Origin of the sequence: Thermogemmatispora carboxidivorans (assembly GCF_000702505.1) — a bacterium.
Lineage (GTDB): Bacteria > Chloroflexota > Ktedonobacteria > Ktedonobacterales > Ktedonobacteraceae > Thermogemmatispora > Thermogemmatispora carboxidivorans.
Map to the genome: position 1 here is coordinate 709018 of NZ_JNIM01000001.1, position 24452 is coordinate 733469.

The following is a 24452-nucleotide window of genomic DNA, read 5'->3' on the forward strand; positions in this document are numbered from 1 at the left end:
TATTACAGATCAACGCTCGATTCTGATAATATCCCATCTGAAGTAGAGGTGTATAGATGTGTGCTCGTAAAGCTGAGGGGCCGTCGTCTGACGAACCTTTGGAGGAATTACCTGAAGACGTCGAAGCCTTCATTGATCACTTTCTTGGCACGATGTGTGACCCCAGTCGTCGGCAGATCCTGGCCTTGCTGGCTGCTCCTGCTGTTGAGCATGAGAGGCCGGTCGAGATGCGTTCGGGGGAGATCGCGCGAACACTGGGGTTAGCCCATGCCACCGTCTCTGGCCATCTCCGTCAGCTTGCGCGTACGGGACTGCTCGGCTCGCGGCGCAGTGGTAACGAGGTCTACTATAGCGTGCGCAATCACCTGCTGGTGCGTGCCTTTCACGATCTTGTAGAGGCGCTCTATAAAGAGCATCAGGAGCGCTTCAAGGATAAGCAAGAGGCCTCTGAAAGCGATAGGAGTGCGTAAAAAGGGCCTGATGTACGGCTTTCTGGCAGGCTTGTAGGACGAAAAACGGAAGGAAGGAAGGAAGGAAGGATCAGGCGCTCGCCTTCTCGAATGCTCTCTGAGGAGGCGAGCGTATCTGCTTTGCCCAGGCTGAGAGAGAATGCTATACTGCACAATGAACGACACTGAACCTGGGCAGGAGAGACCAACGGTCATGCAAGCCACACGTGTCAAGCAAGGTCGCAGGCCACTGATTCTCATGCGTCTTCGCCAGAGCGCGGAAGTGCGCAAGCTCTACGCCGCGCGGGTGCCCTGGTGGCGGCGCGCCCCAATTGGTTATCTGCTCTGTATTCCGATTGTTGCCTGCGGGCTGGGGATCGTCTATCTAGAGCATTTCTTTGCGCTGCATATTTATGTACCGGACCTGCCGCTGGTCCTGCCGGTGCTTCTTGTAGCCCTGCTATGGGGAGTTGGGCCAGCCCTCGGCGCTGCGCTGCTCTGTACCCTGGCGCTCATCTACATTTATGTTCCCCCGCAAGGGGCCTTTATGCTGTTGCCGCGGGTGCAGTGGGCTGCGGACAACATCGACAAGCTTGCCGAGATCATGCCTTTCTTTTTGATCGAGGTGGGCATCGCCATTATCGCCGGCCAGCGCGAATCGGCGCGGCGCCGTGCCTTGCTGGCTGAGCTGGAGGCCCAGGCCCGGGCCCAGGATCTGGAGCAGCTCAACGAAGAATTGAAGCGTGCAGATATGCTCAAGGACCATTTTATCTCGGTGGCCTCACATGAGCTGAAGACCCCCATCACCACCATTCGTGGTCAGGCTCAGATTGCCCTGCGGCGCCTTACTCGGGTGGCTGATCTCCCCCCCGAACTGGAGAATGTGCGCCTGGCCTTGCAGAAAATTGATGAGCAGACCTATCGGCTCAGTGCGCTCATCGATGACATGCTGGCACTCAGCAGCATTCAGGCTGGCAAGCTCAAGCTACGGCCTCGCTCCTGTGACCTGGTAGAGATCTGCCGCGAGGCCGTTGAGGATCAGCAGCTTGTCTCGGGTCGCGCCATTATCCTCTCCACCCCTGTAGAGAGCCTCACAATCAAGGCGGATTCCGACCGTCTCCATCAGGTCTTGACCAATCTCCTCAGCAATGCTGTCAAATACTCGCCCGAGCATACCCCTGTCGAGGTCAGCCTGACCTGCCTGGATCACCAAGTAGAGATTCGCGTACGTGATCATGGCCGAGGCATTCCCGAGGACCAGCGGGAGCAGATCTTTCAGGCTTTTTACCGGACGCCCGAGGCTCAGGCCTCGCCCAAAGATGGCTGGGGTTTGGGCCTGGCCATCTGTAAGGATATTGTCGAGCGGCACGGTGGGCGCATCTGGTGCGAGCCTGCCCCTGGCGAAGGCACAGTGTTCGTGCTAGTCCTGCCTGTGAATCTGGACTGATCCCAGTTGTCTGGCACCTGCCTGAGACGGCCCATGCACATGGTTGCCCGGCCTGCCTCAGCCAATAGGGCCAGGACCCAGCAACTTGCTGGCCCCGCTGAACAGGAGCAAGGCGGGCGCATCGGCTTGGCGCTCCTCAAAGAGGTGCTGAAGACGCCCGCTCCTGTCCCTCGATTTCTTCAGATCAAAGTGGCGGCGGCCAGGCCCTAACTGGCAGCGATCCCTGCGCTGGCGCGACGGTAGCGCGCAGCCCCCATCTCGCCAACGCCGATGGCCAGCAGGGCGACCAGCAGGTGTAAGACCTGGATCATCCAGTGCGAAGAGTTCAGCAGCCAGGAATTCTGCATCAGCCCAATGATCGGCAAGAGAAGACCGACGATGACAGCCAGCACGGCGATCACCGGGCTACCACCGCGTACCAGCGCTTGCCCAATACCGACCACCCACAGCGCGAGCACGACTATAAAGCCAAGCAGCATGTGCACTGGAATCAGCTGGGCGGCGTTGCCTGTCCAGAAGAGCACCCCAAGGATCAGGGCTAGCAGTCCGGCAATGCGCAGAACGAAGGAAGCGATCTTAATAGCCATGCAATTCTCCTGCAAACGGCGAAAGTAGCGGAGGTGACCTCCCTGGTAACCTGAGCGGGTGGACGAGCGCGCGCTCGTCCACCCAGCGGACCCTTGGATGCCTGGGAGGGCACTCTCACCGCGTGGCGGGAGCAGCCAGGTCGCTGCTTCCGTTGAGGAGGGATCGATGGCGGCTTGCTCCTCGCCACAACTAGAATCATAGCATTTACGGGAACGGCAAGAGCAAGCCGCCCGGGCGGGACAGTTCCCGTCGAGGAGGCGCAGGCCCGCTGCCGTCGGCCTGACTCTCCCAGAGGGAAAGATGTGGGCACTAGTGTGGGATGAAGGCTTGCCAGAAGCGGCTCAGGTGTTCCCGCAGCGGCACGTGTTCAGGGCGCCGCAGGTAAGGATCACTCGCCCATAGGCGCGCTGCCAGGGTGCGGGTCTCCTCGATCAAGCGCGTGTCGTTAAAATCAGCGATCCGTAGCTCGGGCATCCCGCTCTGACGCACGCCAATGAAATCGCCTGGACCGCGCAGACGCAAATCGTGCTCGGCCAACGTAAAGCCGTCATCGGTCTCCTGGAAGATTGCCAGACGCTCGCGAGCCTGTGGACTTGCATCGGCGCTCAACAGATAGCAATAGGACTGATGGGCGCCGCGTCCGACGCGGCCACGGAACTGATGGAGCTGCGAGAGACCAAAGCGGTCGGCGTCTTCGATCACCATGACGGTAGCATTCGGCACATCGATGCCCACCTCCACCACCGAGGTCGCTACCAGGATGTCCAGCTCATGATCGCGGAAGCGGTGCATGACGGCGTCTTTCTCTGCGGGCTTCATCCCGCCGTGCAGCAGGCCCAGCCGACGGTGAGGGAATACCTCGCGGCTCAGCCGCTCATATTCGGCAGTGACCGCTCTGGCGCTCAGACTCTCGGACTCGTCGACCAATGGGCAAATGATGAACGCTTGCCGGCCCTCAGTCAGCTGCTGCTCGATCAGGCGATAGGCTTCCTCGCGCCGGGCGCCGGTGCGCCAACGGGTAATCACCTTCTGGCGGCCCGGCGGAAGCTGATCAATGACCGAGAGATCCAGGTCTCCGTAGAGCGTCAGCGCCAGCGTTCGCGGAATCGGGGTCGCTGTCATCACCAGCATATGGGGATGGTAGCCCTTCTGACGGAGGGCCTCGCGCTGTTCCACACCAAAGCGGTGCTGTTCATCGATAATCACCAGACCGAGACGCTGAAAGGTCACATCTTCTTGGATCAAGGCATGGGTTCCGATGGCCACAGCCGCCTCGCCGCTCTCTATGGCAGCTCGTCCAAGGGCGCGCTCCCTGGGGCGCAATCCCCCAGTGAGCAGCACGGTACGGATGCCAAAGGGAGCGAGCATAGCGCCGATGCTGCGCGCATGTTGCTCAGCCAGGATCTCGGTCGGAGCCATAATCGCGCCTTGATAGCCGTTGAGTGCGGCCACAAAGAGGGCCGCAGCAGCCACAGCAGTTTTGCCGGAGCCGACGTCACCTTGCAGCAGTCGACACATTGGCTGGCTGCGACTGAGGTCGCCCAGGATCTCGCAGAGCACGCGGCGCTGGGCCGCCGTGAAGCGGAAAGGAAGAGTGGCCTCGAAAGGGCGCTGATCGGCCAGCGGGGCCCACAGGGTTGAGCCTGACTGAGGAGACGGAGCCTCGTGGGGAGCCTGGAGGTCAGCCTCCTGGGCGGCAGCAATGGCCTGGACCGCTTCGCGCTCGGCTGCTGTTGGCTCGACAAAGACGCGCGCCAGGTCGACCTGGAACGCCTGACCGCTAGGTAGCTCACGCTGCCAGCGCGTTCGACGCTCCTGCATACCGAGCTGGATCAGAAACAGCTCGTCGAAGGCCAGACGACGTCGGGCTGCGCTGAGCTGCTCCTCGGTGGCTGGATAGTGCATCTGGGCGACGGCCTCCGACAAAGGCAGCAGCCCTGCGGCCTGTCGAATCGTCACAGGCAGGTGATCGGGGATGAGGGCCGCATAGCGATCGACAACCCAGCGCGTCAGGCGGCGCATAGTGCGAGCTGGCAGGCCCTCGGTGAGCGAATAGATGGGGACAAGGATGCCCGTATTGAGCAGCTCGCCTTTCTCGGGCAGCTCGTGGCTGCGCACTGTGAAAGTGACCTTGTTGCCGAAACGCTGCTTGATCCCTGTGACGACCAGCCACTCGCCCCGCGCCTCGGAAAGCTGCTTTTGCAAATAGGGCTGATTGAACCAGACTGCGCTGAGGCGACCGGTGCCGTCGCTAAGAGTAGCCACCGTACGTGTGCGCCCGCTGCCCGTGCGGCTCGTTTTCACCTCCCAGATAAGCCCTCGGGTGGTCACTAGCTCGTCAAAAGGTAGTTCGGCGATGCTGAGCAACTTGCTGTAGTCACGGTGCTCGCGCGGGAAATAAAAGAGCAAGTCGCCAACTGTGCGGATGCCCAGACTGTGCAGACGAGTTGCGACAGTTGGGCCAACGCCATGAATGGCAGAGACATCGGTCGTCAGCAGAGTCAAGGCGGCGTGACCAGGCGAGCTGCTGCTGTCGAGGGCGATCCGGTCCTGCTCAGCCTTCTGGCGCTCGTCGCTCGCATCTGCTGGCTTGCTGGCGCGCACTGCCGCGGGTGATGCTGTTGTTGGTGCCGATGGTGGCGACTGCCCAAGCGGCTCGTTGGAGAGAGCTGACGGCCTCAGCCCTGAAGAAGGTTGCCGGCCAGGAGCGGCACTGTCCTCGCGCTCCAACTCGTTCAGGAGGGCGAGAGCGGCCCGCAGATTGGCTGCCCGCTGCAGTGGGTCCTGCTGGCGATAGCCCTCTAGACAGGAGGCCAGGCGATAGAAAGGGCGTAGGTCACGCCCTGACGCATGGCAAACAGGCCCGATTTCATCCAGCCAGCGTTTCACAAAGGCTTCCAGCCCACCAGGTTTGACAGCCTGGTCCTGATGATTGGTGTGCTGTTCGTGTTGAAGCACTTTGCGGGCGCGCTCGATGTATAACCTGAGTGCGATGCTGGCTCCTGTTGTCATATGTTGACGCTACTGCTTGTTTCTTAAGAATACTGCTGCTCACCTACTATAGTCGTCGCTGCCCTGGAGTGTCAAGGGCCTCTGGGCCGAGGCAGTCTTGTATTCCGTAGCCGGTCCGGGCTGGTTGCGGGGTGGCAGCCCTGGGCCTGCATGGTGTGTTGAGTAAAATAAAACTGAGCCTCTGGTCCTGGTGAGTCCGTCTACTAAAGGTGTTGCATAAATAGTACCTATTGATCCTGGGGGCCGAATGGGCATAATATAAGGGCTGTGAGCCTGCAAGATGCTTCTGGAGGGAAAGAAAGAAAGATGGCACTGATTGGATCTGCTGCTGTGGTGGGAATTTTCGAAGAGCGGAGTCAGGCGGAGCAGGCCATCGGCGAGCTGAAAGCTGCTGGTTTTCGAGATGACCAGATTACCAGGCTATCGCGTGAGCCACTCAAGCTGCAGGAGGCCGGTCCAGCGGAGCGGTTACTGGAGCGAGTGAGGGCCAGATATAACCTGCCGGTGCTTGGGGGTGTAGTGGGGGCCATTGGGGGAGGGCTATTCAGCTTCATAGCGTCTTTTGCGCTTCCTCTGGCTGGTGTCCAGATCAGCGGGGGGCCGGTGATCGCCTTGCTCGGGGGGCTTATTCTTGGGGCGTTAGGAGGGGGTTTTCTCGGGACCGTCATAGGTCCCTCTTTCATTGCGGAGGGGCCGGGGCCGCGTTATACGGAAACCGAGGCTTTACGGGGACGCACCATTATCATGGTCAGAACGCTGGAGCGTCAGGGCGAGGCGGCTTTCATCCTGAGCAAGTATGGAGCGCGCAATGCTCTGGTGCCACGGGCCACAGAGACGGCTGCGATGGCGGCCCTGCGTCTTGCCCGTTCTGGTCCTGGTGACAGTGCGGCCAATTCTGGCGGCGAGGGGGGGGCCTCTTCCCCCGTGGAAGCAAGTGCTCAACCGGAAGGGGAGAGCCTTACAGGCCGTGAGACGGAAGTGGAAGACAGTGCAACGGAGCGAGTAGCGGCCCACAATTGGGTAGATGAGGGGAGGGGCCAGGGCTAGCCCGACTGCACGGCCCCGCCAGCTCGGAAAGAGATCCTGGACTCGGCCCAGGGCAGGACAGGGAGGGGGGCCACTGCGCCGCAAATCGCAGAAGGTCCATGCCAGGAAGGCTTCTCATAGCGGTCGTAGCGGTTGGCCTGCCCTATTCTGTCCTGCTCAGGTGGCCCCCTCACGCAGTGGGAGATCAGGAGTGGGTTCGCGAGCGTCTCTCACTCTTGAGCGGAGACCACATCCTCATAGATATCGTGCACTGGCTGCCAGCCCAACACCCTGCGGGCTGCCTCATTGCTACAGCGGAACGAAGGGGGGCAGGGCATTGAAAGATCGCGTGGGGGAGGCGGTACCTGCAGCAGAGTGGCGATCCGGTCCACGTACTCCCCATAGCGGACCGGCGTTGCGACGACGTTAAAGATACGTCCTACTGCCGCCGGCTGCAGGGCAGCGACGATAGCCGTAGCCATATCGGCCACATGAATCGGCGAAATAAAATTGCTCCCATCGCAGATTACCACAAGCCGCCCCTCGCGCAGGCGAGCGACCAGTGTATCCTGGGCTGTGCCGTGCCCGACGAAGCTGCCGCCGCGCAAGATGCACCATCCCAGTTCAGTGGGATCGACAGCCTGGACCATCTCCTCCATTGCGATCACCGGTCCGCAGACCGTAGCGCGCTGCGGCGAGCGGTCAATTGGAGTCGTCTCATCGAGCCAGCGCTCGCCCCCATCGGGGTAGGCGATTGCGATGCTCTGCTGGATATAGTAGCGGGCCCCCGCCGCGCGCGCCGCTGCCAGCAGCAGCCGGGTGCCATCGGTGCGCAGGCGAGTAGTAGTTTCCCAGGCTGAGGCTTCGGTGGGATTTTGCGGGATGGCTGTCGCGATATGCACCACCGCATGGCAATCACGGACCAGGGTCGGGAGCTGCTGCGCGGTGGCCTCGGTCAGCAGGTCGCCGCTGACTAGCTCGACCCCGGGAGCTTGGATCAGCCGTCCCCGTTCGGGAGAGCGCACCAGCGCGCGCACCGTATGTCCCTGCTGGAGCAGGCGAGGAACAAGCGCGCGTCCCAGAACTCCTGTTGCACCGGCAACAAAGACCTGCATTGTCCTTTCACCTTTCTCTGGTGGCCTTGCTTCAAGCCTTGCTTTTCAACCTCCCCAGGTGCTTGCTGGCCTCGCTTTCTGCTCTGCTGGCTGGCTTACGAGCAGCACCTGGCAGGTAGTCAGTAGTAAGCAGGCCGCTGCTTAATGAGCAGCGGTTGTATCGGTGATGTAGCAGAATGGAAGAGAACCCGCTGCCAACGGGCGAGCGGGCAGACTGATACCGGAAGCAGAGCAGAGACCAGCCTGCCCAATGTGATCGTGATCTGGCGGGCTGGACTTGCCCGAGCGGGAGCACGAACGCAGACAATGACTCCGCTCAGGCCGATTTCTCATGCTCCGACGCTGGCTGGCTGGCGGGCGGCGCAAAATGGATTTCCAGGGCCTTATCGACGAAGCGCGCCACCGTTGCCTCCTGGCTGGCCAGAATAGCAGGTAGAGGAATATCGCGCTTAAAATTGCCGATCTCGATGATCATCTCATCTCCTTTTTTCGTCATCAGGACCTTCTCCAACTCGACGTGAGGGAGAGGAAGGCGCAGGACGTAATGGCCATCCTGCTCGATGACCTCCTGAATAGGCCCGCGATAAAAGACCTGCGTCGGGTCCTGCTCGCCGAAGATGGCGCGGGCCAGCTCGGCTAAGCGCTCGATGCCGAGAGGTTCCTGAGCGTAGTAAGGGGCCTCCCAGACGGGTAAGGGAGCAAAGGTCTGCTGGATATGGCGACGGAGCTTTTCCTGACTCTGGTACATCTGCTGCATAAACTGATCCTGATAGGGACCGGGCGGCAAGACGCGATTGCAGACCACGCCGTCGATGGGATAGCCGAAGAGAGCGAGATAGGTTTCGGCGCGCAGCGCCTCCTTAATCACCATGCGTTCTGGATTCACGACTGGGCGATAGGAGCTAACGGCGGGATCGCTCAGCACGGTGCGAAGGGCCGTGACACGCTCGCTGAGCAACTGGATGGCGTCCAGCACCTCTGCTGATGGGAGGAAAGCCTTAATCAAGGGGCGTGCCAGATTGAGCGTACTGTTTTGCAGGCCGGCAATACGCCCGGCATACCACTGGAAAGTATCGGGCATGCTCAGCAAGCGCACCGTTTCGCCGGTAGGAGCGGCATCGATTACCACCACCTCAAAAGCGCCGTCACGGGCATTGCGGTAGATATTGAGCAGGCTCACGATTTCATCCATGCCGGGGATCAGGGCCAGCTCTTCGGCCATGATACTATTCAAGCCCTGGGCGCGCAGGAGAGTGCTCAGCGTGCTCTGCAGTTTCCCCCAACTGCGTCGCATCTCATCGAGCACATTCACCTCCTGAGCCCACAACTGGGGAGCCAGCTCGCTCGGTTCCGAGGTCAGAGGCTGCTTCAGGCAATCGGCGAGACTATGGGCCAGGTCGGTACTCACCACGAGCGTCCGTTTGCCGAGCTGAGCTGAGCGCACGGCAGTAGCGGCGGCCACCGTTGTTTTCCCCACGCCACCCTTGCCGAGATAGAGAATCATTCGCATAAGAGAAACCTTATCTTCCCTCGTCGGATGTGCTGTCCTTATTATATGCTCTCAAAGGCACAGTCTGGCGGCGCGAGGTATCTATTCCAGAGGGCGCCTGGTCAGACGGCCTTGTTTCTATTTCTGCAATTACTACGTTGGGTGCCGGGCCAAGTTAGAAGGAAATAGGTGCAAGAAGCAAGACGGCGAGCAGGCGACCGAGCAAGTGCAAGTCGGCAGCCAACTCGCCGGAAAAGAGCGCCTCTATCGTCACGCGCCTGCTCTCACGCTCACGCTGAGGCAGTGGGCCGCTGGCCAATCTCACTGCCTGGCTGGGGGCCGGAGACGGGGTAGTCTTGCCGGCGTCGTGGGCGGGCAGGCGGACGAAATAAGCTACAGCTGAATTTTCCCGTGAAGGAACAGCATTCTGATAAACTCCAGGCGGCGGACAATCTCCATCCGATCGCTTCCTCCACTTTGGTACCACTGGCGCAGCCAGAGCAGAGAGGTGACCTCATCCTCAGTGAAGCCCTGGCGCATCAGCGCCTCACCCTCGTCGATCAGTTGACAGAACGTCGTGTCGCACGGTGTTTCTGGTTGCCGTTCCTCATCGATTCGTGGATTCATCATGCTCTCTCTGTCCTCACGTTCAATCGCTCGCTCGCTCACTCACTCACTCACTCACTGACGTGCCGAGCCCCTATCTCACTTTGCCCATGTTGTGCAGGTGCGATGACCGCTGCTGCTTGTTAATTATAGCGAGAGAAGAGCAGCAGGCGGTCAACGTTTCAAATAAGGCGAGACCTGGGCATCTGCACAAGTCCTCTCATTTTATAGTAACGCTTTCCATCCCTCACTTTGGCATTTCCTCCGCAGCAAGGGAAAGCGGAAATAGCAGGCGCGGCTCTCTACCCATTGGCCCGGGAGCGCCCAAGCGGCGCACTGGGCGACCTCTGGCGGTTCTCGCTCTTATTACGATTGAGGCCCCGCACAGGTTCCATCTCTGGTGATGGTGCGGGCAGCGAATCCAGAGGGGAGGGGGAGGAAAGGCTCGACGTCGCGTCCCGCCCGTTCCCTCTAGTCTTAGCCTGCTCTGACTGCGAGCTGGCTGGGTGAGTGAGAGAGTGGGGGGCGAGCGAGGCGATGGCAGGAAGCGTGGAATAGCAGAGGCAGAGAGGCGTGAATATGCTATAATAGTTGCCGGGACTGGAACAGCTTGGGAGCGAGGAGTGGCTTCGAGCCGCACTTCACTTCTTTTATCCGATCCTCTCCTCCATACTTTTTATCTCACAATATCTTAGGAAGTTGAGGGGTGAATTATGCAGTTGATGAAGCAGATGCAGGCACAGAACTGGCTGATAGATTTTCGCGGGGGCACGCGGGCCAACATGTACCGTGTGCTCAAGACGGTCGTTGCCACCAGGTCGCCGTATCAGGAGATCCTGATTCTGGACACCATTGGCTTTGGGAGAGCGCTTTTTCTGGACGGCATTCCGCAGTCCTCGGCCCTAGACGAGCACATCTATCACGAAGCGCTCATTCATCCAGTCCTCATTGCGCATCAGCAGCCCAAGAAGGTCTTCATTGTTGGAGGGGGGGAGGGGGCCACGCTCCGTGAAGTACTGAGGCACAACACCGTTGAGCGGGTAGTGATGGTAGACATTGACGACACGCTGGTAGCCCTGGCCAGGGAGCATTTGGGTGAGTGGCACCAGGGGGCCTTTGACGATCCGCGTGTTGAGCTAGTGCATACGGATGCGCGGGGCTATTTAGAGAAGACCAGCGAGACCTTTGACAGCGTCATTGTTGACGCCACAGACCCATTGGAGGGAGGGCCGGCGGCCCTGCTCTTCACCACCGAATTTTTCCAGCTGGCCAAATCCCGGCTCAATCCGGGGGGGACTTTTGGCATGCAGGCAGAGGCGACCGACATTGGAGTCTGTGAGGCGCATGCCTCGATCATCAAGACCCTGAAGCAGTGCTTCAAATCGGTGTTTTCCTATCAGGCGATGGTCACCTTCTTTGGTCTTCCCTGGGGCTTTGCCGTGGCCAGTGACGCAGATCTTGCGGCGCGCTTTACGCCGGAGGTCATCGCGGCCACGCTGCGAGAGAGGGGCTGCAGCAATCTCAAATTTTACGACGTTGAGTCGCACCAGCACATGTTTGCGCTGCCCAAGTACATACGGGAAGCCATTGAAGACCCAAACGTGGGGATGATCATTCGGGACGACCGCGTCCTTGTAGTGGAATAGAAAAAACGCCCACCTGAGCCATGCCCCGCTCGGCTTCGGCGCGGGGCATGGCCGTGAGCGTTTTCTGCGCCGAGGAGCCGACCCCACCCACAGGGATGTTTTCCTTCCTCCTCTCGTTCCCTTTCCTTCCCTTCCTCCTCCTTTTCTCTCGCACCTTCGCAACGACCCGTCCCTGCGGACAGGCAGGTGGATAGCGGGCAGGCGGACAGGTTTGGTGGATGAGCGGAGGGCGGAGTTAGCGGGCGAGCCGGCGAGTTTCGATCTTCCCTGGCTCGAAGAACGAGACGAGCGCGGCGTGGATGCGTTCAGCGGCGTCGGAGTTATCCCGCTGATAGTTGCAGAGGTAGACCTCTAGCGTCGCGTAGCCCAGTTCTGGCCAGGTATGGATAGCAATATGAGACTCAGCCAGGGCGATCAGACAGGTGATACCGCCCCCATCGAACTGATGACAAAAAGCTCCCAGTTGCGTGAGATTGTGCTCTTTCGTCATCCTAGAGACGGCTGCACGCAGCTTCTCGCTATCCAGCTGAGCCATCAGGTTCTTGTCGCACGAGTACAGTTCCGACAAGATGTGCTTTCCAACCGGAGGGGGTGCCATCGATTCAGAAACGCTTCCTTTCCTGAATTAATGTACCACTTTCGTAGCCCTGGTCGGTGCAACCAAACTCTATGTATCGCCAAAGCAAAGCGATATTGTTGAGGTGCGTTGGTGAAAGCAGATATATCAGCCCAGATGGCTCCAGGGCGTTTTGTCACAGCGGCCATACTAGTTTAGCATATTTCTTCCCCCATGACAATGGCTGTGCTTTCGGCCACCGAGCGATGTCGCTCGGTGCCTCTGTGGGCCTCTCAAGTGCTCTGAGGTTCTCTGTGGCCTGTCAAATCATGGAGCAAAGTGCTAGAGGAACTCAGGGAAAAGGCCAAAAGGAGACCTCCCAAAAAGATGGCCGTGATGCGCAAGCTGGCATCACGGCCATAGACTGGCTGGTTGGCTGCCTTTAGCCGCTGTGAGAGAAGATCAAGGCACCAGCCTCCAGCTCTGCTACTGGATTACTCTGCTGGCTAGGTCTGTTCTGACTTCGATGCCTGGCCCAGTTCAGGCAGAGGCAAATGGGACTCAGCCAGTCATCAGTGAGGGGCTGGCCGAGTCGAGTCTATCTAAGCGGGTCGTGTCACGACATTGGCAATACGGCCCGGCACGTAGATGAACTTCTCCACGGGGGCATTGCCGATGGAGGCGGCCACGCGTGGATTGCGCAGTACCAGCTGACGGATCTCCTCCTCGGATGTCTCGACTGGCACCTCCAGGCGTTCGCGCACGCGCCCATTGACCTGGACCACCAGCGTGAAGGTTTCGTCGCGTGTCAGGTTCTCATCATACGGTGGCCAGTCGCTCAGATGGATGCTGCCCTGGTGGCCGGTCATCTCCCACAGCTCCTCGGTGATATGAGGGGCCATCGGAGCCAGCAGGTGCATCATGGTCTCCAGGGCCTGGCGGTAGGTAGCGGTGCGAGCGACGGGCTCGTGCTGCTGTTTGATCAGGGCATTGTTCATCTCCATCAAGGCGGCCAGGGCTGTATTGAAGCGGAAATGGTGCAGGTCCTCGGTGACCCGCTTGATCGTCTTATGGCGCAGGCGCTCGATGGCGCGAGTGGCCTCGTTCTCCTCCTCGCTGACCGTGCCGTTGACCCAGCTTTCCGTTACCAGGTTCCAGAAGCGGTTCAGGAAGCGCCAGACGCCTTCCAGGTTCTCTGCTTTGAAGCTGCCACCCTGATCGAAGGGGCCAATGAACATCATGTAGCAGCGCACCGTATCGGCGCCGTACTTCTCGACATACTTATCGGGGGCCTCGACGTTGCCGCGCGACTTTGACATCTTTTGGCCATCGGAGCCCAGCACCATACCCTGGTGATACAGGCGCAGGAACGGCTCGTCGAAGTGCAGATAGCCCATATCGCGCAGAGCCTTGACGAAGAAGCGCGCGTACAGCAGGTGCATGGTAGCGTGTTCGGCGCCGCCCACATACTGGTCGACTGGCAGCCAGTGACGGATGGCCTCCTCGCTCCAGGCTTGCTTATCGTTATGCGGATCGGCGTAGCGCAGGAAGTACCAGGACGAGCAAATGAAGGTGTCCATTGTATCGACCTCGCGCGTAGCCGGGCCGCCGCACTGGGGACAGGTCGTATTCAAGAAGGCCGGTTCGTAGCGCAGGGGAGACTCGCCCGTCGGCTTGAACTGGACGTGCTCAGGCAGATAGACGGGCAGTTGGTCCTCGGGAACGGGAACCGTGCCATCCTTGGGGCAATAGATGATGGGGATCGGGGCGCCCCAGTAGCGCTGGCGACTGATCAGCCAGTCGCGCAGGCGGTAGGTCACCTTCGACTGGCCGATGCCCTGCTCCTCCAGGGAGCTAATCACGCGGCGGATAGCCTGATCGGCTGGTGTTCCTGTAAAGGGGCCGGAGTTGATCATGGCTCCGTAGCTCGTCTTGGCCTCACTCCAGGTTGCCGGATCGCTCTCCTCCTCACCTGGAGGCAGGATGACCTGGCGGATGGGCAGACCAAACTTGCGGGCGAACTCGAAATCGCGCTGATCGTGAGCGGGTACGCCCATCACCGCGCCCGAGCCGTAGCTCAGCAGCACATAGTCGGCGATCCAGACCGGCACGCGGTCGCCGCTGACAGGATTGGTCACATAGCCGCCGGTGAAGACGCCCGTCTTCTCCTTCTCGGTATTCATGCGCTCGATCTCAGTCATCCGGCGTGTGCGCTCGACATAGGCCTCGACCGCGGCGCGCTGTTCAGGGGTGGTCAGGCGCTCGACCAGCGGATGCTCCGGGGCCAGCACGAAGAAGGTCACGCCGTAGATGGTATCGGGGCGCGTAGTAAAGACGGGGATCTCGACGCGCTCGCCATCGACCTCAGTAAAGAAGCGGACCTCTGCGCCCTCGCTGCGTCCGATCCAGTTACGCTGCATCGTAATCGTCTTCTCAGGCCATTCAATGCCATCGAAGCGCAGCAGCTCCTCGGCGTATTTGGTGATACGCAGCAGCCACTGCTCGATCTCCTTGCGGATCACGGTACTACCGCAGCGTTCGCAGGTACCGTTAGGCAGCACCTGCTCATTGGCCAGGGTCGTATTGCAGCCCGGGCACCAGTTTGCTGGGGCGCGAGTGCGATAGGCCAGGCCGTGCTTATAGAACTGCAGGAAGAGCCACTGAGTCCATTTGTAGTACTCGGGCTGGCAGGTCACGACCTCGCGCTGCCAGTCCCACTGAGCGCCCATCATGCGCAGCTGGTTCCGCATGCGCTCGATGTTGGCCATTGTCCAGTCGTGGGCCTGGATGCCGCGTTTGATGGCGGCGTTTTCGGCGGGCAGGCCAAAGGCATCGAAGCCGATGGGCTGCATAACATTGTAGCCCAGGCGGCGCATGAAGCGGCCATAGGCGTCGAAAGGAGAATAGTTGTACCAGTGGCCCATGTGCAGATCGCCGGAGGGGTAGGGGAACATCACCAGATGATAGAACTTGGGCTTAGGCGAATCGTCCGGAGCGTGATAGATCTGCTCCTCCTCCCAGCGAGTCTGCCATTTTGGCTCAATTACCTTTGGGTCATATTTTGTGCGCGTGATCATTGCAGGTGTCCCTCCCCTGATAATCGGTCGGACCTGATCAGGCACTGCGGCCAACAGCAGGAAAGCAGAGGCAAAGCGGGCTGGCATCGTACATAGGCTTGCGAAGCCAGCCTGTGGCGCTCGCGCGAGAGCGGTGGCGCTTGTTCTGCTGCTTCTCCTGGTCTGTCCGTCCGTCCGTCTGGCTGGCTGGCTGGCTCGTAGTGAGTGTGCCTGCTTTGGAGGCGGTAGTGGTCCGGGTGGAGCGGCAGCCGCCGAAAGGCAAAGCAGGCTGCGGCACAGACCAGGCGCAGAGCAAAAGGTGCCGAGCCAGGAAGGCGACAGCGACAGGCCAGGAAATAAGCGATGTAGTAGGGAGCGAACGTAGCAATAAAAAAACCTTTCATCCGCTCGGGACGAAAGGTTTTTCCGTGGTACCACCCTGTTTCCAATCACCATCGGCAGCTTACTGCGGAGTTGAAGAGAAGTGGACCTGAGGGGACTCGAACCCCTGACCTCCTCCATGCCATAGAGGCGCGCTACCAGCTGTGCTACAGGCCCAAGGACCAGGGACGCTTCAGAGCGTCGAAGCAAGCTATTCTTCACTCCGCAGCGCCGGGTGACTGGCACTCATTCACTGCTATAACGGGCATACCGACAGGTGCTACTGACTCCCGAGGCGTTCGCACCTGTTGCTCACAGGCGAGTTCGGTCGTTTCCCGTGTAGCCTTGCACCAGCCGGCTACTCTCTAGACGGGACTGGCGACCTACTACTCCTGCTCATCGCCAGGGCTGTTTTCTTTCCGCTGCCCTTTTACTATAGCATAAAGCTTTGCGGTTGGCAAGGGGGAAGGTCCTTTAGTCCTTGCTACCCGTTGAGCTGTGCTCTCCAGGAGAGCAGGCAGCGGGTGGAGATGAGGGGACTCGAACCCCTGACCTCGACAGTGCGATTGTCGCGCTCTACCGGCTGAGCTACATCCCCATGCCGTCGTGTTGGCAGCTAGAATGATAGCACATTGGAGGGTGAATTGTAAAGACCCTTTTTGAGGAGATCTTTCAATTCACCCGTTCCGTTTTAGGAAACCGATGGCAGGCTAGCGATAAATTCCGCCAGGTTTTCGCGTCCGTCGACGCGGATGCGCAAGAGAGCGAAAGGCTGGGTACTTTGCTGGAGCCAGCCGGTAGGGCCGGGGTCGGTTGTGGCGCCGACATAGCCGTCGGCGGCCAGCATGGTAGTGATGCGTGCCTGTTCGAGGGGGGTGCCGTGGCGGAATGGCTCGCCGCTGGGGTAGCAGAACTGTTGGATAGGGATACCGAGATGCTGTTGTAGGGTCGCCTGTGAAGCCTGCAGCTCCTGCTGAGTGAGCTGGGGGTCGCCGATGATGATCCAGCCCAGGCTGGTATGATGCACGGTATGTGAGCCGACCTGCATACCCTGGGCGAGCAAGTTACGGACCTCGTTCCAGCTCATATAGCCTGTGGCGCCCACGAACCCGGTGATGATATAGAACATGCCGCTGAAGCCGTGGGCCTGTAGGAGGGGCACGGCGTAGCGATAGACGTCCTCGTACCCATCGTCAAAGGTAAGGATGATGGGATGTGGGGGCAGTGGTGCGTCGAAATAAAGGGCGTTGAAGAGCTGGTTGAAGGTGATGGTGTGGTAGCCGTGGCTTTTGAGATAGTCGAGCTGGGCGGCAAAGGTGCGCGGTGTGACTGTCAGGCTGAAGTCGAGCAGGTTGTGGGTGGGGGCTGGTGAGACATGATGGTACATCAGGATGGGGACAGCGATACTGCGGGCAACTGGCTGCGGCGGGGGCAGGATGGGAGCTTCGGGGTCTGCCGGTCCGCCAGAAAGTACGTGCCAGTGTGGCTGCTCATTGCCCTGGCTTGGGCTGCCCTCGACGATGAAGGGCAGGTTGTGGTAGACACTCGCCGGGTGACGGTCCTCGGGCGGTACATTGGCTGCCTTGCTCAGCGTGGCGTCGGGGACGAGTTGCAGCGAGGCCGGGACAGTCAGGGTATTGCTGTAGCTCGTCATGGTCTCGGGATCGATCCAGTGACTGAGCTGGCTGGGTAGTCCCAGGCTGAAGCCCTGCAGGGTGTAATGGGCGAAACGTGCCTGCCAGAAGTGCGCGAAGGTTTGCTCATTGGGCCAGAGGGCGCGCCGGGCAGGCGCCAGGAGCGACCACATGGTATCGTAGTCATGGTGCAGCAAGGCTGTCAGATAGCGCTGAGCGAGGACCAGCACTTGCTGCTCGTTGGCCGCCTCCTGCGGGTGCTCGGCGATGAAAGTTGCAGAGTTATGCAGCGCCTGGTTGCCACCTGTGCTACTGCTGCTCAGAAGCGCATAGAGGCCCCAGACGAGAACGGCAATGGCAATCAGCAGCAGGCTGAGGAGGCCAGCCAGCAGTAGTTGGCTGACTCGCGACGAGGTTGAGCGGTTGCGGCGCCTGCCAGGAGAGAACAGGCTTGCCGCTTGTCCCGCTACTCCCCCTGAGCGGGCCGATCCTGGCTCGCTCCGGGAGGCGTACCCTTGCGGCTCGTACTTGGTGTTGTATCTCATGGCTGAGAACCTGTGTGTTGTGTGTTCTTGCCTATAGCTGTACATGACTGCCCCCTCATTATACCAGAATTTAGGTAAAAATACCTATTCAAGAGCGGCAACTGGCGATCAGCTGTGATGAAACACGCTGATCAGTGATGAGGTGAAGAGAGTGGCTTGTGTCTTCTTAGAGGACATGAATCCTGGGGGAGGTTCTTCATCCAGAATTGAGGGCAGGAGGGAGAGGAAAAGGCAGGAAGGCTGGCTCCGCGGAGCTGCGGGCCAGCCCATTCTGGAGCCGCGGGCCAGCGTTATGTGGTAGTAGTTGCCCGGCGGTCGGCGGACCCGGCGCGCATCTCGCGAGGTAGGCGGGTCGGCTGCGCGAGGGGTCAGAGTTGATAGAGGGGGGAGTAGCCGGGGCTAGCCTTGCTTCTCATGGTGACCGCCGAACTCAAAGCGCATGGCCGAGAGCAGCTTATCGGCAAAATCTGCCTCGCCGCGGGAAGCGAAGCGCTCATAGAGGGCGGTGCTGAGCACGCCGGCGGGTACGGCCTCATCGATAGCGGCTTTGATCGTCCAGCGCCCTTCGCCGGAGTCGGAGACGCGCCCCGCAAACTGACTCAGGTCGGGATCTTGGAGCAGGGCATGGGCGGTCAGGTCGAGCAGCCAGGAAGCGACGACGCTGCCGCGGCGCCAGAGTTCTGCGATATCGGCCAGGTTGAAGTCGTACTGATAATACTCGGGGTTACGCAGTGGCGTCGTCTCGGCGTCGATCTCTTCGGGGTGCTTGCCGATGTTGGCGTGGCGCAAGATGTTGAAGCCCTCGGCGTAGGCGGCCATGATGCCGTACTCGATGCCGTTGTGGATCATTTTGACAAAGTGGCCAGCGCCGTGTGGGCCGCAATGCAGATAGCCATGCTCGGCGGTACCGCCGACCTGCTCGCGTCCGGGAGTGCGTGAGGCGGCCTGGACACCGGGAGCGAGGACTTCGAAGAGTGGTTCGAGCCGCTGAACGATCTCGGCCTCGCCGCCGATCATCAGGCAGTAGCCACGCTCAAGGCCCCAGACGCCGCCGCTGGTGCCGACGTCCAGGTAGTGGATGCCGTGCTCCTTTAACGTGGCGGCGCGGCGAATGTCGTCCTGGTAGAAGGAGTTGCCGCCATCGACGACGACATCGTCGGGGGAGAGCAGTGGAATGAGCTGCTCCAGGGTGGCGTCGACCGAGGCGGCGGGGATCATCAGCCAAACGACGCGAGGTGGCTTCAGCTGCCCGATGAGTTCAGACAGGGAAGTAGCTCCTGCGGAGATGGCCCCCTCTTTCAAACGCTTCTCCACGGTCTCGGCGTGGCGTGCATAGCCAATGCATTTGTGGCCGGCCCGTTGGAGCCGCAGAGCCATATTGGCGCCCATGCGTCCAAGTCCGATAAGGCCAAGTTCCATATAGCAATCCTTTCTGTTTTTCTTTCTTTCTGTCTTTCTTCTCTAGCTAGCGAAGTTCGTGTTCTCCGGGGTATGGATGGAGAGGCGGGCGCAGCATGCTCTTGGTCTGCCTGATGGGAGTCCCTGCTGACGGCAGACGGCTGGATGCTGGACGAAAGGAAGAGCAACGCAGCGCTGCCTGTCCATCGCTAAGTGTACCATACTGGTGCAGGGAAATGAAAAGAGGAGGGCTGGCTGATCGCGGTGTCGGAGGAAGGCCAGCACCAGCGAAGGAGGGGCCTGGAAAGAGCTGCTCCCTGGCAATCTATCTGCCAGGGAGCACGCCAAGGTAAGGCAGGTTACTGCTGTTCGCGCTTAGCTGCTGGTGCGCTGGCGTGTTCGGCGCATCAACACATAGCCTGTTTCCAGGATGGAGAAGATATCGATGCCGAAGGCGTACAACTTCATACGCGTGCGCGAGAGGACGTTGCGCACCGGACGCATCTCCTGGTCCCAGACGCCTTCGGCCTGGGCCAGGCTCAGGCGCCTCCGACAGCGCTCAACCTCGGCTTCGGTGATCTGGCCGTTGGTGAAGCTGGCGAGGAGGACTTCGTAGGGACAGTAGTGGGGGTAGGCTTCCAGTAAGGGGAGCAGCACACAGATTTCACTGTTGGTAAATTGCTGCTCGGCGATGAGTCGGGGCAGACCTTCCTCACAGGCGAGCTGGGCCAGGGTGCCCAGAGTCAGATTGAGGGCCAGGAGATGGTGGGGAGGGAGCAAATCGCGTAAGGCGAAATGGCGAATCTCTGCAGGTTCTTCTTGCAAGGGACGTGGGGACGCTTTGGTCATACGCAGAGAGGTCTTCTGCATGGCACGCTCCTTCTGGCTGGCTAAGATAGCTGCTGATGGACGGACCAACTTGCCGAACAAAGCCCGCGCCGAGCCGGGGGCCGGTGGTGGCTCTGTGCCGCCTGGTTGCTGCTGGAGCGCCCGGGACGTCCCCCCTCTTCCCGCGTCAAGGCCAGCGCAGTTCGTCGCCGGGCCGCGGACCCCTCTTCCGCTGGCGCTCGCTTGTTGCTGGCTGGCTGGCTGGCAAAACGGCTGCTGCTCAGGAGTGGAGCAGCAGGCCCTGCACTGCGAGAGCACTATGATAGCTGCACGAAAATAACGCTCCTTTCCTCATACTGCTTCTCCACAAGCACTTCTTGCTCCTTGAATGCTGCTCTCTACAGAGGACGAACGAGCGGCGCGTTGATCAAATTACGTCTGGGGATCGCGCTCGCTGCCGCTGAGCCGGCGCTTCGGCGCGCTGGCCGTCGCCGTGGGAAGCATGGACTGCTTCGATAGGTGCTGTACAAAGAAACGCAATGATATTCAATGTCTGATATATTTCGTTCCTTCCATATTTTACAGTACCAGATAATCACCCAAAAATCAATACCTGAATTGGCTTTTTTGCTTCTCTTGCCAGAAGAGGCAGCGCTCTCCCTCTTGTAGGAGGGAGGTGAGCGCCGGCTATGGGACATTCTGGCTATTTCCCCATCCTGTGCCCGCAAATTCGACGATTCTGTTCCATACTGCCTTTCGGTATCAGCTTTTCGGTGTCGAAATGCCGCTGATCGTTCAAGGGTTGGCCTCTCTCTCAGTACCTCTCTATCTCATTCCTGTTCTTCCATCCTGGTTCCATCGGATCATATCGATTCCACAGGTGTATGCTGGAAGAATTGCCTTGCTTCTGAGATATGGGGTATGAGGGACGGCTCTCTTGAAAGGAGAATACAGACGTAATTCAACATGAAAGGTGCGCTTCAACCATGCAGAAGACCGCCCTGCCGGCCTGGTTCGGCGATTCACGAATAGAGGCCAGCGCGGATGTTGTGATTGTAGGGAATGGGATCGCCGGCCTGACTGCAGCAATCGAGGCTCGCCGTTTTGCGCCTGAGTCCACGATTCTGGTTCTGACGGAGCAGTGCTATCCGACGATTCACACACCGGCGCTGCGTCAAGTTCTCTCTGGTAGGGTGAGCCGGAGCCAATTGCTGGCCTATCCCGAGGGGACGGAGCAGGCGCGTGGGATCAAGGTGGGGATAGCGCGGGTTGAGGTGATCGATGCGGTCGAGCGGAGGCTGCTGGTAGCGGGTGGGGGGGTAGTCCATTATGGAATACTCCTCCTGGCGACAGGGAGCGTTGCCCGTGGGTTGCCGGAAGGTCTGCCTGGTGCTGCGCTGGATGGAGTTCTGACGTTGCACCGTCTGCCCGACTATCTTGATGTCAGGCGCCGGTTGCGGGAGGTGCGCGAGGTGGCGGTGATTGGTGGTGGGGTGCATGGAGCTGAGACCGTCATGAGTCTTTTGCACATAGGCAAGCGTGTTCACTGGTTCATTCGTGGCTCCTACTGCCTGCCGCGCTTGCTCAATCGGGTGGCGGCTGAGCTGGTTTTGCGGCACGTGGAGCGGGCGGGGGCGCTGGTTCATCTGGAAAGCGAGGTGATAGGTTTTGTGGGCAGGGTAGGGGAGTTAGCGGGAGTTGCCACTGCTGACGGGCGTGTGATTCCTGCGCAGCTGGCGCTGGTTTGCACAGGGACCCGTCCCGCGCTCGACCTGGCGACTCGTTCCACCCTGCCTCTTGTCTATGAAGAGCAGCAGGGCATTCTTGTCGATGGGCGGCTCTGTACCAGTGTCCCGGGAATTCTGGCTGCGGGCGATGTGGCTGCCTGGCGGCATCCTCTGAGTGGTTTCTATCGCTCGCAGCCATCCTGGCATGCTGCTGTCCTTCAGGGACGAGTGGCAGCAGCGACCATGACGGGGCAGGTGGTGACCCAGGTCAGCGAGGTGATCGGTGCTCCCTGGCAGGCCACACGGCTGGGTTCGCTCTCCATCCTGGCGGTTGGCGATCCCTTGGCGGAGGCGGCGGAGGTGAAGGTCCTGACGCGGCATGGGAAGCAGAGCTACCATCGCCTGGCGCTGGTGGGTGATCGTCTGGTTGGCTATCTCGCCCTGGGAAAGGCGCAGCCTGATGCCCTGGCCATCAAGCGCCTCATCGATGAGGCGTTGCCTGTGGGGGTGATCCAGGATGCTCTGCTCCGAGGCGACTTTGATGCACGTGCCTACTTTGCGCAGCTTCGCTCGTCTAAGCTCTATACCTTAACGGCGCCCGGGCGGCTGGCGGAGCGTACATTGGCGACCTCCCGGTGTGCGCCTCCTCTGTCTCCTCCGCTGGGCACAACGCCTGCAGTGGCGGGATGGCAGGCGCCGCCCCAGGGCGGTGAACCCTTCCTGCAGGGAAGCGTGTCAAGAAGGAGGCCCCAAACTGAGCCACTACGGAGATTGATCCCTGCGCAGCATGGTGCCAATGTGGCCAATGCCGCGGGTTCTGGAGCACTTGCTGATCTCGATTCTTGGGCTGGGGGGCTGGAGCCTGAGCCGCTGCCGCGGCGGCTCTCGCTACCGGCCTCTCTCTCCCAGCCGAACCCGCGTCCGCTGCGGTATTGTCGCTAGCCAGGCGGCGAGGCCTGGCGTGAACTTGCTACTTTCTCAAGCGATGCAATCCTTCTTGCTGACTGGGAGGCGCCAGGATGGTTGGTTGGTGGGTGGGCCGCGTCAGATGGCTGACTCTCTGGCATCTGTCGGCTCTCTACTGGTGCTGCTGGCTCTGGGCCGGCCATCCTGGTGTTGTCCTGGTGATGATGATCCACCGCGTGCTGGCCGGTAAGCAGGGAGGCCGGTCACTCAAACATCCATACATCAGGGGAGGATGATTTTATGCTGTGTCCACGTTGTCACGCTCAGTGGGATGGGGAGAGGCGAGCCTGTCTGCGCTGTGGCTTCGTGTTACCCGTGGCCAGTGGAGACGCGGTGGCTCGCCCGGCAGGTCGGGAGCGGCCCCATTGGTCGACTGGCTCTGGCGGAAGACCGCCGCACTTCCATGTTCCGCGGGTGACTCCTGTTGCTGGGCGGCATGCTGGTGGGCAACAGCCGCCCGTTCCACCGGTGCTGGTGAGTGAGGCGCCGCGTTACCAGTCGCCAGCGGAGCAGCTGCGTCAGCATCGGCCCTGGCAGGCTTCTGGTGGTGGTGCTCGTCAGGAGCCGACGACACTGGATGATCAACGTCGCACGGACGAGCAATTGCATGAGCGGGAGCGTCAAGGGGTGAGGCGCTCTTCTGGATCGCAGCCTTCGACTGTGACTGAGGGGCTGCGGTCCCTGCAGGCTGGGGAGCTGCTTCAGGGGGGGCGTTATCGTCTGGCTGAGCGTCAGGGGCGCCATGAGTGGTTGGCGGAGGCTTACGAGACCTTCTGGCTGGCGCATGATGCCCGTCGTGGGGGGGCGCCGGTTCGCATTTGTGAGTTTGTGCTGCCGCGTGAAGATAGTCGTCTGCGGGGGGCGCTTGTCCGCTCTGCTGCTTCTTCCCTCCATGCCGCGGGACGTCACACGCAGATCCCTACTTTGCTCGATGTTTTTTCGGAGGCGGAGCGTGATTTCTTCGTCTTCGAGCACGTTGAGGGGGAATCGTTGTTGCTCCGTTTGCGTCGGCGTGGGCGTCCTCTTGGTGAGCAAGAGGTGGTCGAGTGCTGTCTGCAGATGGTCGATGTCCTGGAGTTTCTGGCCAGTCAGACACCCCCTATTGTTCACGGTTTGATCCGGCCAGACTATATTATTGCCGGTCGCACGCGCTCTCACTATGTGCTGACCGGTTTTTCGGTGATGCTGGCCTCGGGGGCAACGCAGTTTGTGACCGGCATGGCTCGCGCGCAGCTCTCGCCCTATACTGCTCCCGAGCTGACTCATGGGGTGATCGATAGCCGTATTGATCTGTATGCTTTGTTGGCCACGGCCTACCATCTGGCGACCGGCTGTCCGCCGGCCAGGAGCCAGGGCCGTATCCCGCCGGCTCGTCAGTTGAATCCGGCGCTCAGTCCAGGTTTCGAGGCTGTTCTCACGAAAGGACTCTATTCGGGACAGGGGCTACGGCCAGATCTCTCGCAGCGCTATCAGCATCCTGCCCAGTTGCGTGAGGCTCTCACCGAGCGGACGACGCAGCAGGAGGCGCCGCTCCGGGTTGCTGAGCCTCATGCTGAGCTTTCCCAATCTGTGGCTTCTGAGCCGCGTCCGCCCGCGACCGAGCCATTGCCTGATGTGCCCGAGGACCCGCTGCAGGGTCATCCGATCTTGCAATCGTTGGCTCCTTCCTCGGATCTTCCTCAGCACGAGGAGTCGCTGCTCCCCGCTCCTGAAGAGCTGCCTCCCTTGCCAGATGGCAATGATTATCAGCGGGTGCTGCTGTGGGGGATAACGCTCTTTCTCTCGCTTGCCTTGACCATTGCCCTGGCCCGTGGCTGGTTCTGATCAGACTCGACGAGTGGGTGATGGCCGAGATGATCGACGAGAGAGGCGCGCAGCGTCGCGCGCAGCCGCCGGGCTGAGCATGCCAGTCGCTTCAGCTAGCCGGCGAGGGAATAGATAAGAGGCAACTGCCCGGCTCCGGGTCGCGAGCCGGGCTTTTGT

At 60.5% G+C, this 24452-nt stretch carries 16 protein-coding genes and 2 tRNA genes; 6 read left to right on the forward strand and 12 right to left on the reverse strand.

Annotation, left to right across the window (positions count from 1 at the left end):
• Positions 1-56 precede the first annotated feature (56 nt).
• The gene (locus tag N688_RS02750; protein ID WP_052887858.1) at positions 57-470 is read left to right on the forward strand and encodes an ArsR/SmtB family transcription factor; all 414 of its coding nucleotides are present in this window, start codon (positions 57-59) and stop codon (positions 468-470) included.
• 193 nt (positions 471-663) lie between these two features.
• Complete coding sequence (locus N688_RS02755) at positions 664-1896, forward strand: sensor histidine kinase (RefSeq protein WP_052887859.1); 1233 nt, start codon at positions 664-666, stop codon at positions 1894-1896.
• Between the two features lie 206 nt (positions 1897-2102).
• Here the strand turns inward: N688_RS02755 and N688_RS02760 are convergent, their stop codons facing one another.
• Both N688_RS02760 and recG read right to left on the reverse strand, forming a co-directional pair.
• Positions 2103-2483: a hypothetical protein gene (locus tag N688_RS02760; protein WP_052887860.1), complete on the reverse strand. Its 381-nt coding sequence runs from the start codon at positions 2481-2483 to the stop codon at positions 2103-2105.
• A 310-nt stretch (positions 2484-2793) separates the two neighbouring features.
• Complete coding sequence (recG, locus tag N688_RS02765) at positions 2794-5496, reverse strand: ATP-dependent DNA helicase RecG (protein WP_052887861.1); 2703 nt, start codon at positions 5494-5496, stop codon at positions 2794-2796.
• Positions 5497-5802: 306 nt separating this feature from the next.
• On the opposite strand from recG, the gene N688_RS02770 reads away from it, so the two are divergent.
• A complete protein-coding gene (locus N688_RS02770; RefSeq protein WP_052887862.1) occupies positions 5803-6543 on the forward strand; it encodes a hypothetical protein in 741 nt (246 codons plus the stop codon).
• 209 nt (positions 6544-6752) lie between these two features.
• Here N688_RS02770 and N688_RS02775 read toward each other — a convergent pair whose 3' ends face one another.
• The 3 genes from N688_RS02775 to N688_RS02785 all read right to left on the reverse strand — a co-directional run bounded on the left by N688_RS02775 (position 6753) and on the right by N688_RS02785 (position 9756).
• Positions 6753-7637 carry an NAD-dependent epimerase/dehydratase family protein gene (locus tag N688_RS02775; protein ID WP_052887863.1) on the reverse strand — a complete coding sequence of 295 codons (885 nt, stop codon included), beginning with the start codon at positions 7635-7637 and terminating at the stop codon, positions 6753-6755.
• Positions 7638-7953: 316 nt separating this feature from the next.
• Positions 7954-9147, reverse strand: a complete 1194-nt coding sequence (locus tag N688_RS02780) for an ArsA family ATPase (protein ID WP_052887864.1) — start codon at positions 9145-9147, stop codon at positions 7954-7956.
• Positions 9148-9519: 372 nt separating this feature from the next.
• Complete coding sequence (locus N688_RS02785; RefSeq protein WP_156025266.1) at positions 9520-9756, reverse strand: hypothetical protein; 237 nt, start codon at positions 9754-9756, stop codon at positions 9520-9522.
• A 689-nt stretch (positions 9757-10445) separates the two neighbouring features.
• On the opposite strand from N688_RS02785, the gene speE reads away from it, so the two are divergent.
• Entirely contained in the window at positions 10446-11378 is a 933-nt protein-coding gene (gene speE, locus N688_RS02790) for a polyamine aminopropyltransferase (protein ID WP_052887866.1), read from the forward strand.
• Between the two features lie 235 nt (positions 11379-11613).
• Here speE and speD read toward each other — a convergent pair whose 3' ends face one another.
• The 7 genes from speD to N688_RS02825 form a co-directional block, all read right to left on the reverse strand.
• Positions 11614-11976, reverse strand: coding sequence for an adenosylmethionine decarboxylase (gene speD / locus N688_RS02795; RefSeq protein ID WP_052887867.1), 363 nt, complete (start codon positions 11974-11976; stop codon positions 11614-11616).
• Between the two features lie 560 nt (positions 11977-12536).
• Positions 12537-15011, reverse strand: coding sequence for a leucine--tRNA ligase (gene leuS / locus N688_RS02800; protein ID WP_052887868.1), 2475 nt, complete (start codon positions 15009-15011; stop codon positions 12537-12539).
• A 464-nt stretch (positions 15012-15475) separates the two neighbouring features.
• Positions 15476-15548: transfer RNA gene (locus N688_RS02805), tRNA-Ala, on the reverse strand.
• A gap of 348 nt (positions 15549-15896) precedes the next feature.
• Positions 15897-15969: transfer RNA gene (locus N688_RS02810), tRNA-Ala, on the reverse strand.
• A 93-nt stretch (positions 15970-16062) separates the two neighbouring features.
• Entirely contained in the window at positions 16063-17550 is a 1488-nt protein-coding gene (locus tag N688_RS02815) for a polysaccharide deacetylase family protein (RefSeq protein WP_052887869.1), read from the reverse strand.
• A 399-nt stretch (positions 17551-17949) separates the two neighbouring features.
• On the reverse strand, positions 17950-18969 hold the full coding sequence (gene gnd / locus N688_RS02820; RefSeq protein ID WP_052887870.1) for a phosphogluconate dehydrogenase (NAD(+)-dependent, decarboxylating): 1020 nt from the start codon (positions 18967-18969) through the stop codon (positions 17950-17952).
• Positions 18970-19323: 354 nt separating this feature from the next.
• A complete protein-coding gene (locus N688_RS02825) occupies positions 19324-19818 on the reverse strand; it encodes a hypothetical protein (protein WP_052887871.1) in 495 nt (164 codons plus the stop codon).
• Between the two features lie 944 nt (positions 19819-20762).
• On the opposite strand from N688_RS02825, the gene N688_RS02830 reads away from it, so the two are divergent.
• Together N688_RS02830 and N688_RS02835 are read left to right on the forward strand one after the other, a co-directional pair.
• The gene (locus N688_RS02830) at positions 20763-22445 is read left to right on the forward strand and encodes an NAD(P)/FAD-dependent oxidoreductase (RefSeq protein ID WP_052887872.1); all 1683 of its coding nucleotides are present in this window, start codon (positions 20763-20765) and stop codon (positions 22443-22445) included.
• Positions 22446-22709: 264 nt separating this feature from the next.
• Entirely contained in the window at positions 22710-24293 is a 1584-nt protein-coding gene (locus N688_RS02835) for a protein kinase domain-containing protein (RefSeq protein WP_081838445.1), read from the forward strand.
• Positions 24294-24452: the final 159 nt, after the last annotated feature.

What these genes read in the sequence shown, in the direction of transcription:
- N688_RS02825 (WP_052887871.1), bottom strand. Translation starts at nt 19,818, where the DNA reads ATGCAGAAGACCTCTCTGCGTATGACCAAAGCGTCCCCACGTCCCTTG.
- N688_RS02815 (WP_052887869.1), bottom strand. Translation starts at nt 17,550, where the DNA reads ATGAGATACAACACCAAGTACGAGCCGCAAGGGTACGCCTCCCGGAGC.
- N688_RS02835 (WP_081838445.1), top strand. Translation starts at nt 22,710, where the DNA reads ATGCTGTGTCCACGTTGTCACGCTCAGTGGGATGGGGAGAGGCGAGCC.
- N688_RS02770 (WP_052887862.1), top strand. Translation starts at nt 5,803, where the DNA reads ATGGCACTGATTGGATCTGCTGCTGTGGTGGGAATTTTCGAAGAGCGG.
- speD (WP_052887867.1), bottom strand. Translation starts at nt 11,976, where the DNA reads ATGGCACCCCCTCCGGTTGGAAAGCACATCTTGTCGGAACTGTACTCG.
- N688_RS02775 (WP_052887863.1), bottom strand. Translation starts at nt 7,637, where the DNA reads ATGCAGGTCTTTGTTGCCGGTGCAACAGGAGTTCTGGGACGCGCGCTT.
- N688_RS02755 (WP_052887859.1), top strand. Translation starts at nt 664, where the DNA reads ATGCAAGCCACACGTGTCAAGCAAGGTCGCAGGCCACTGATTCTCATG.
- speE (WP_052887866.1), top strand. Translation starts at nt 10,446, where the DNA reads ATGCAGTTGATGAAGCAGATGCAGGCACAGAACTGGCTGATAGATTTT.
- N688_RS02830 (WP_052887872.1), top strand. Translation starts at nt 20,763, where the DNA reads ATGCAGAAGACCGCCCTGCCGGCCTGGTTCGGCGATTCACGAATAGAG.
- recG (WP_052887861.1), bottom strand. Translation starts at nt 5,496, where the DNA reads ATGACAACAGGAGCCAGCATCGCACTCAGGTTATACATCGAGCGCGCC.
- N688_RS02785 (WP_156025266.1), bottom strand. Translation starts at nt 9,756, where the DNA reads ATGATGAATCCACGAATCGATGAGGAACGGCAACCAGAAACACCGTGC.
- leuS (WP_052887868.1), bottom strand. Translation starts at nt 15,011, where the DNA reads ATGATCACGCGCACAAAATATGACCCAAAGGTAATTGAGCCAAAATGG.
- N688_RS02780 (WP_052887864.1), bottom strand. Translation starts at nt 9,147, where the DNA reads ATGCGAATGATTCTCTATCTCGGCAAGGGTGGCGTGGGGAAAACAACG.
- N688_RS02750 (WP_052887858.1), top strand. Translation starts at nt 57, where the DNA reads ATGTGTGCTCGTAAAGCTGAGGGGCCGTCGTCTGACGAACCTTTGGAG.
- gnd (WP_052887870.1), bottom strand. Translation starts at nt 18,969, where the DNA reads ATGGAACTTGGCCTTATCGGACTTGGACGCATGGGCGCCAATATGGCT.
- N688_RS02760 (WP_052887860.1), bottom strand. Translation starts at nt 2,483, where the DNA reads ATGGCTATTAAGATCGCTTCCTTCGTTCTGCGCATTGCCGGACTGCTA.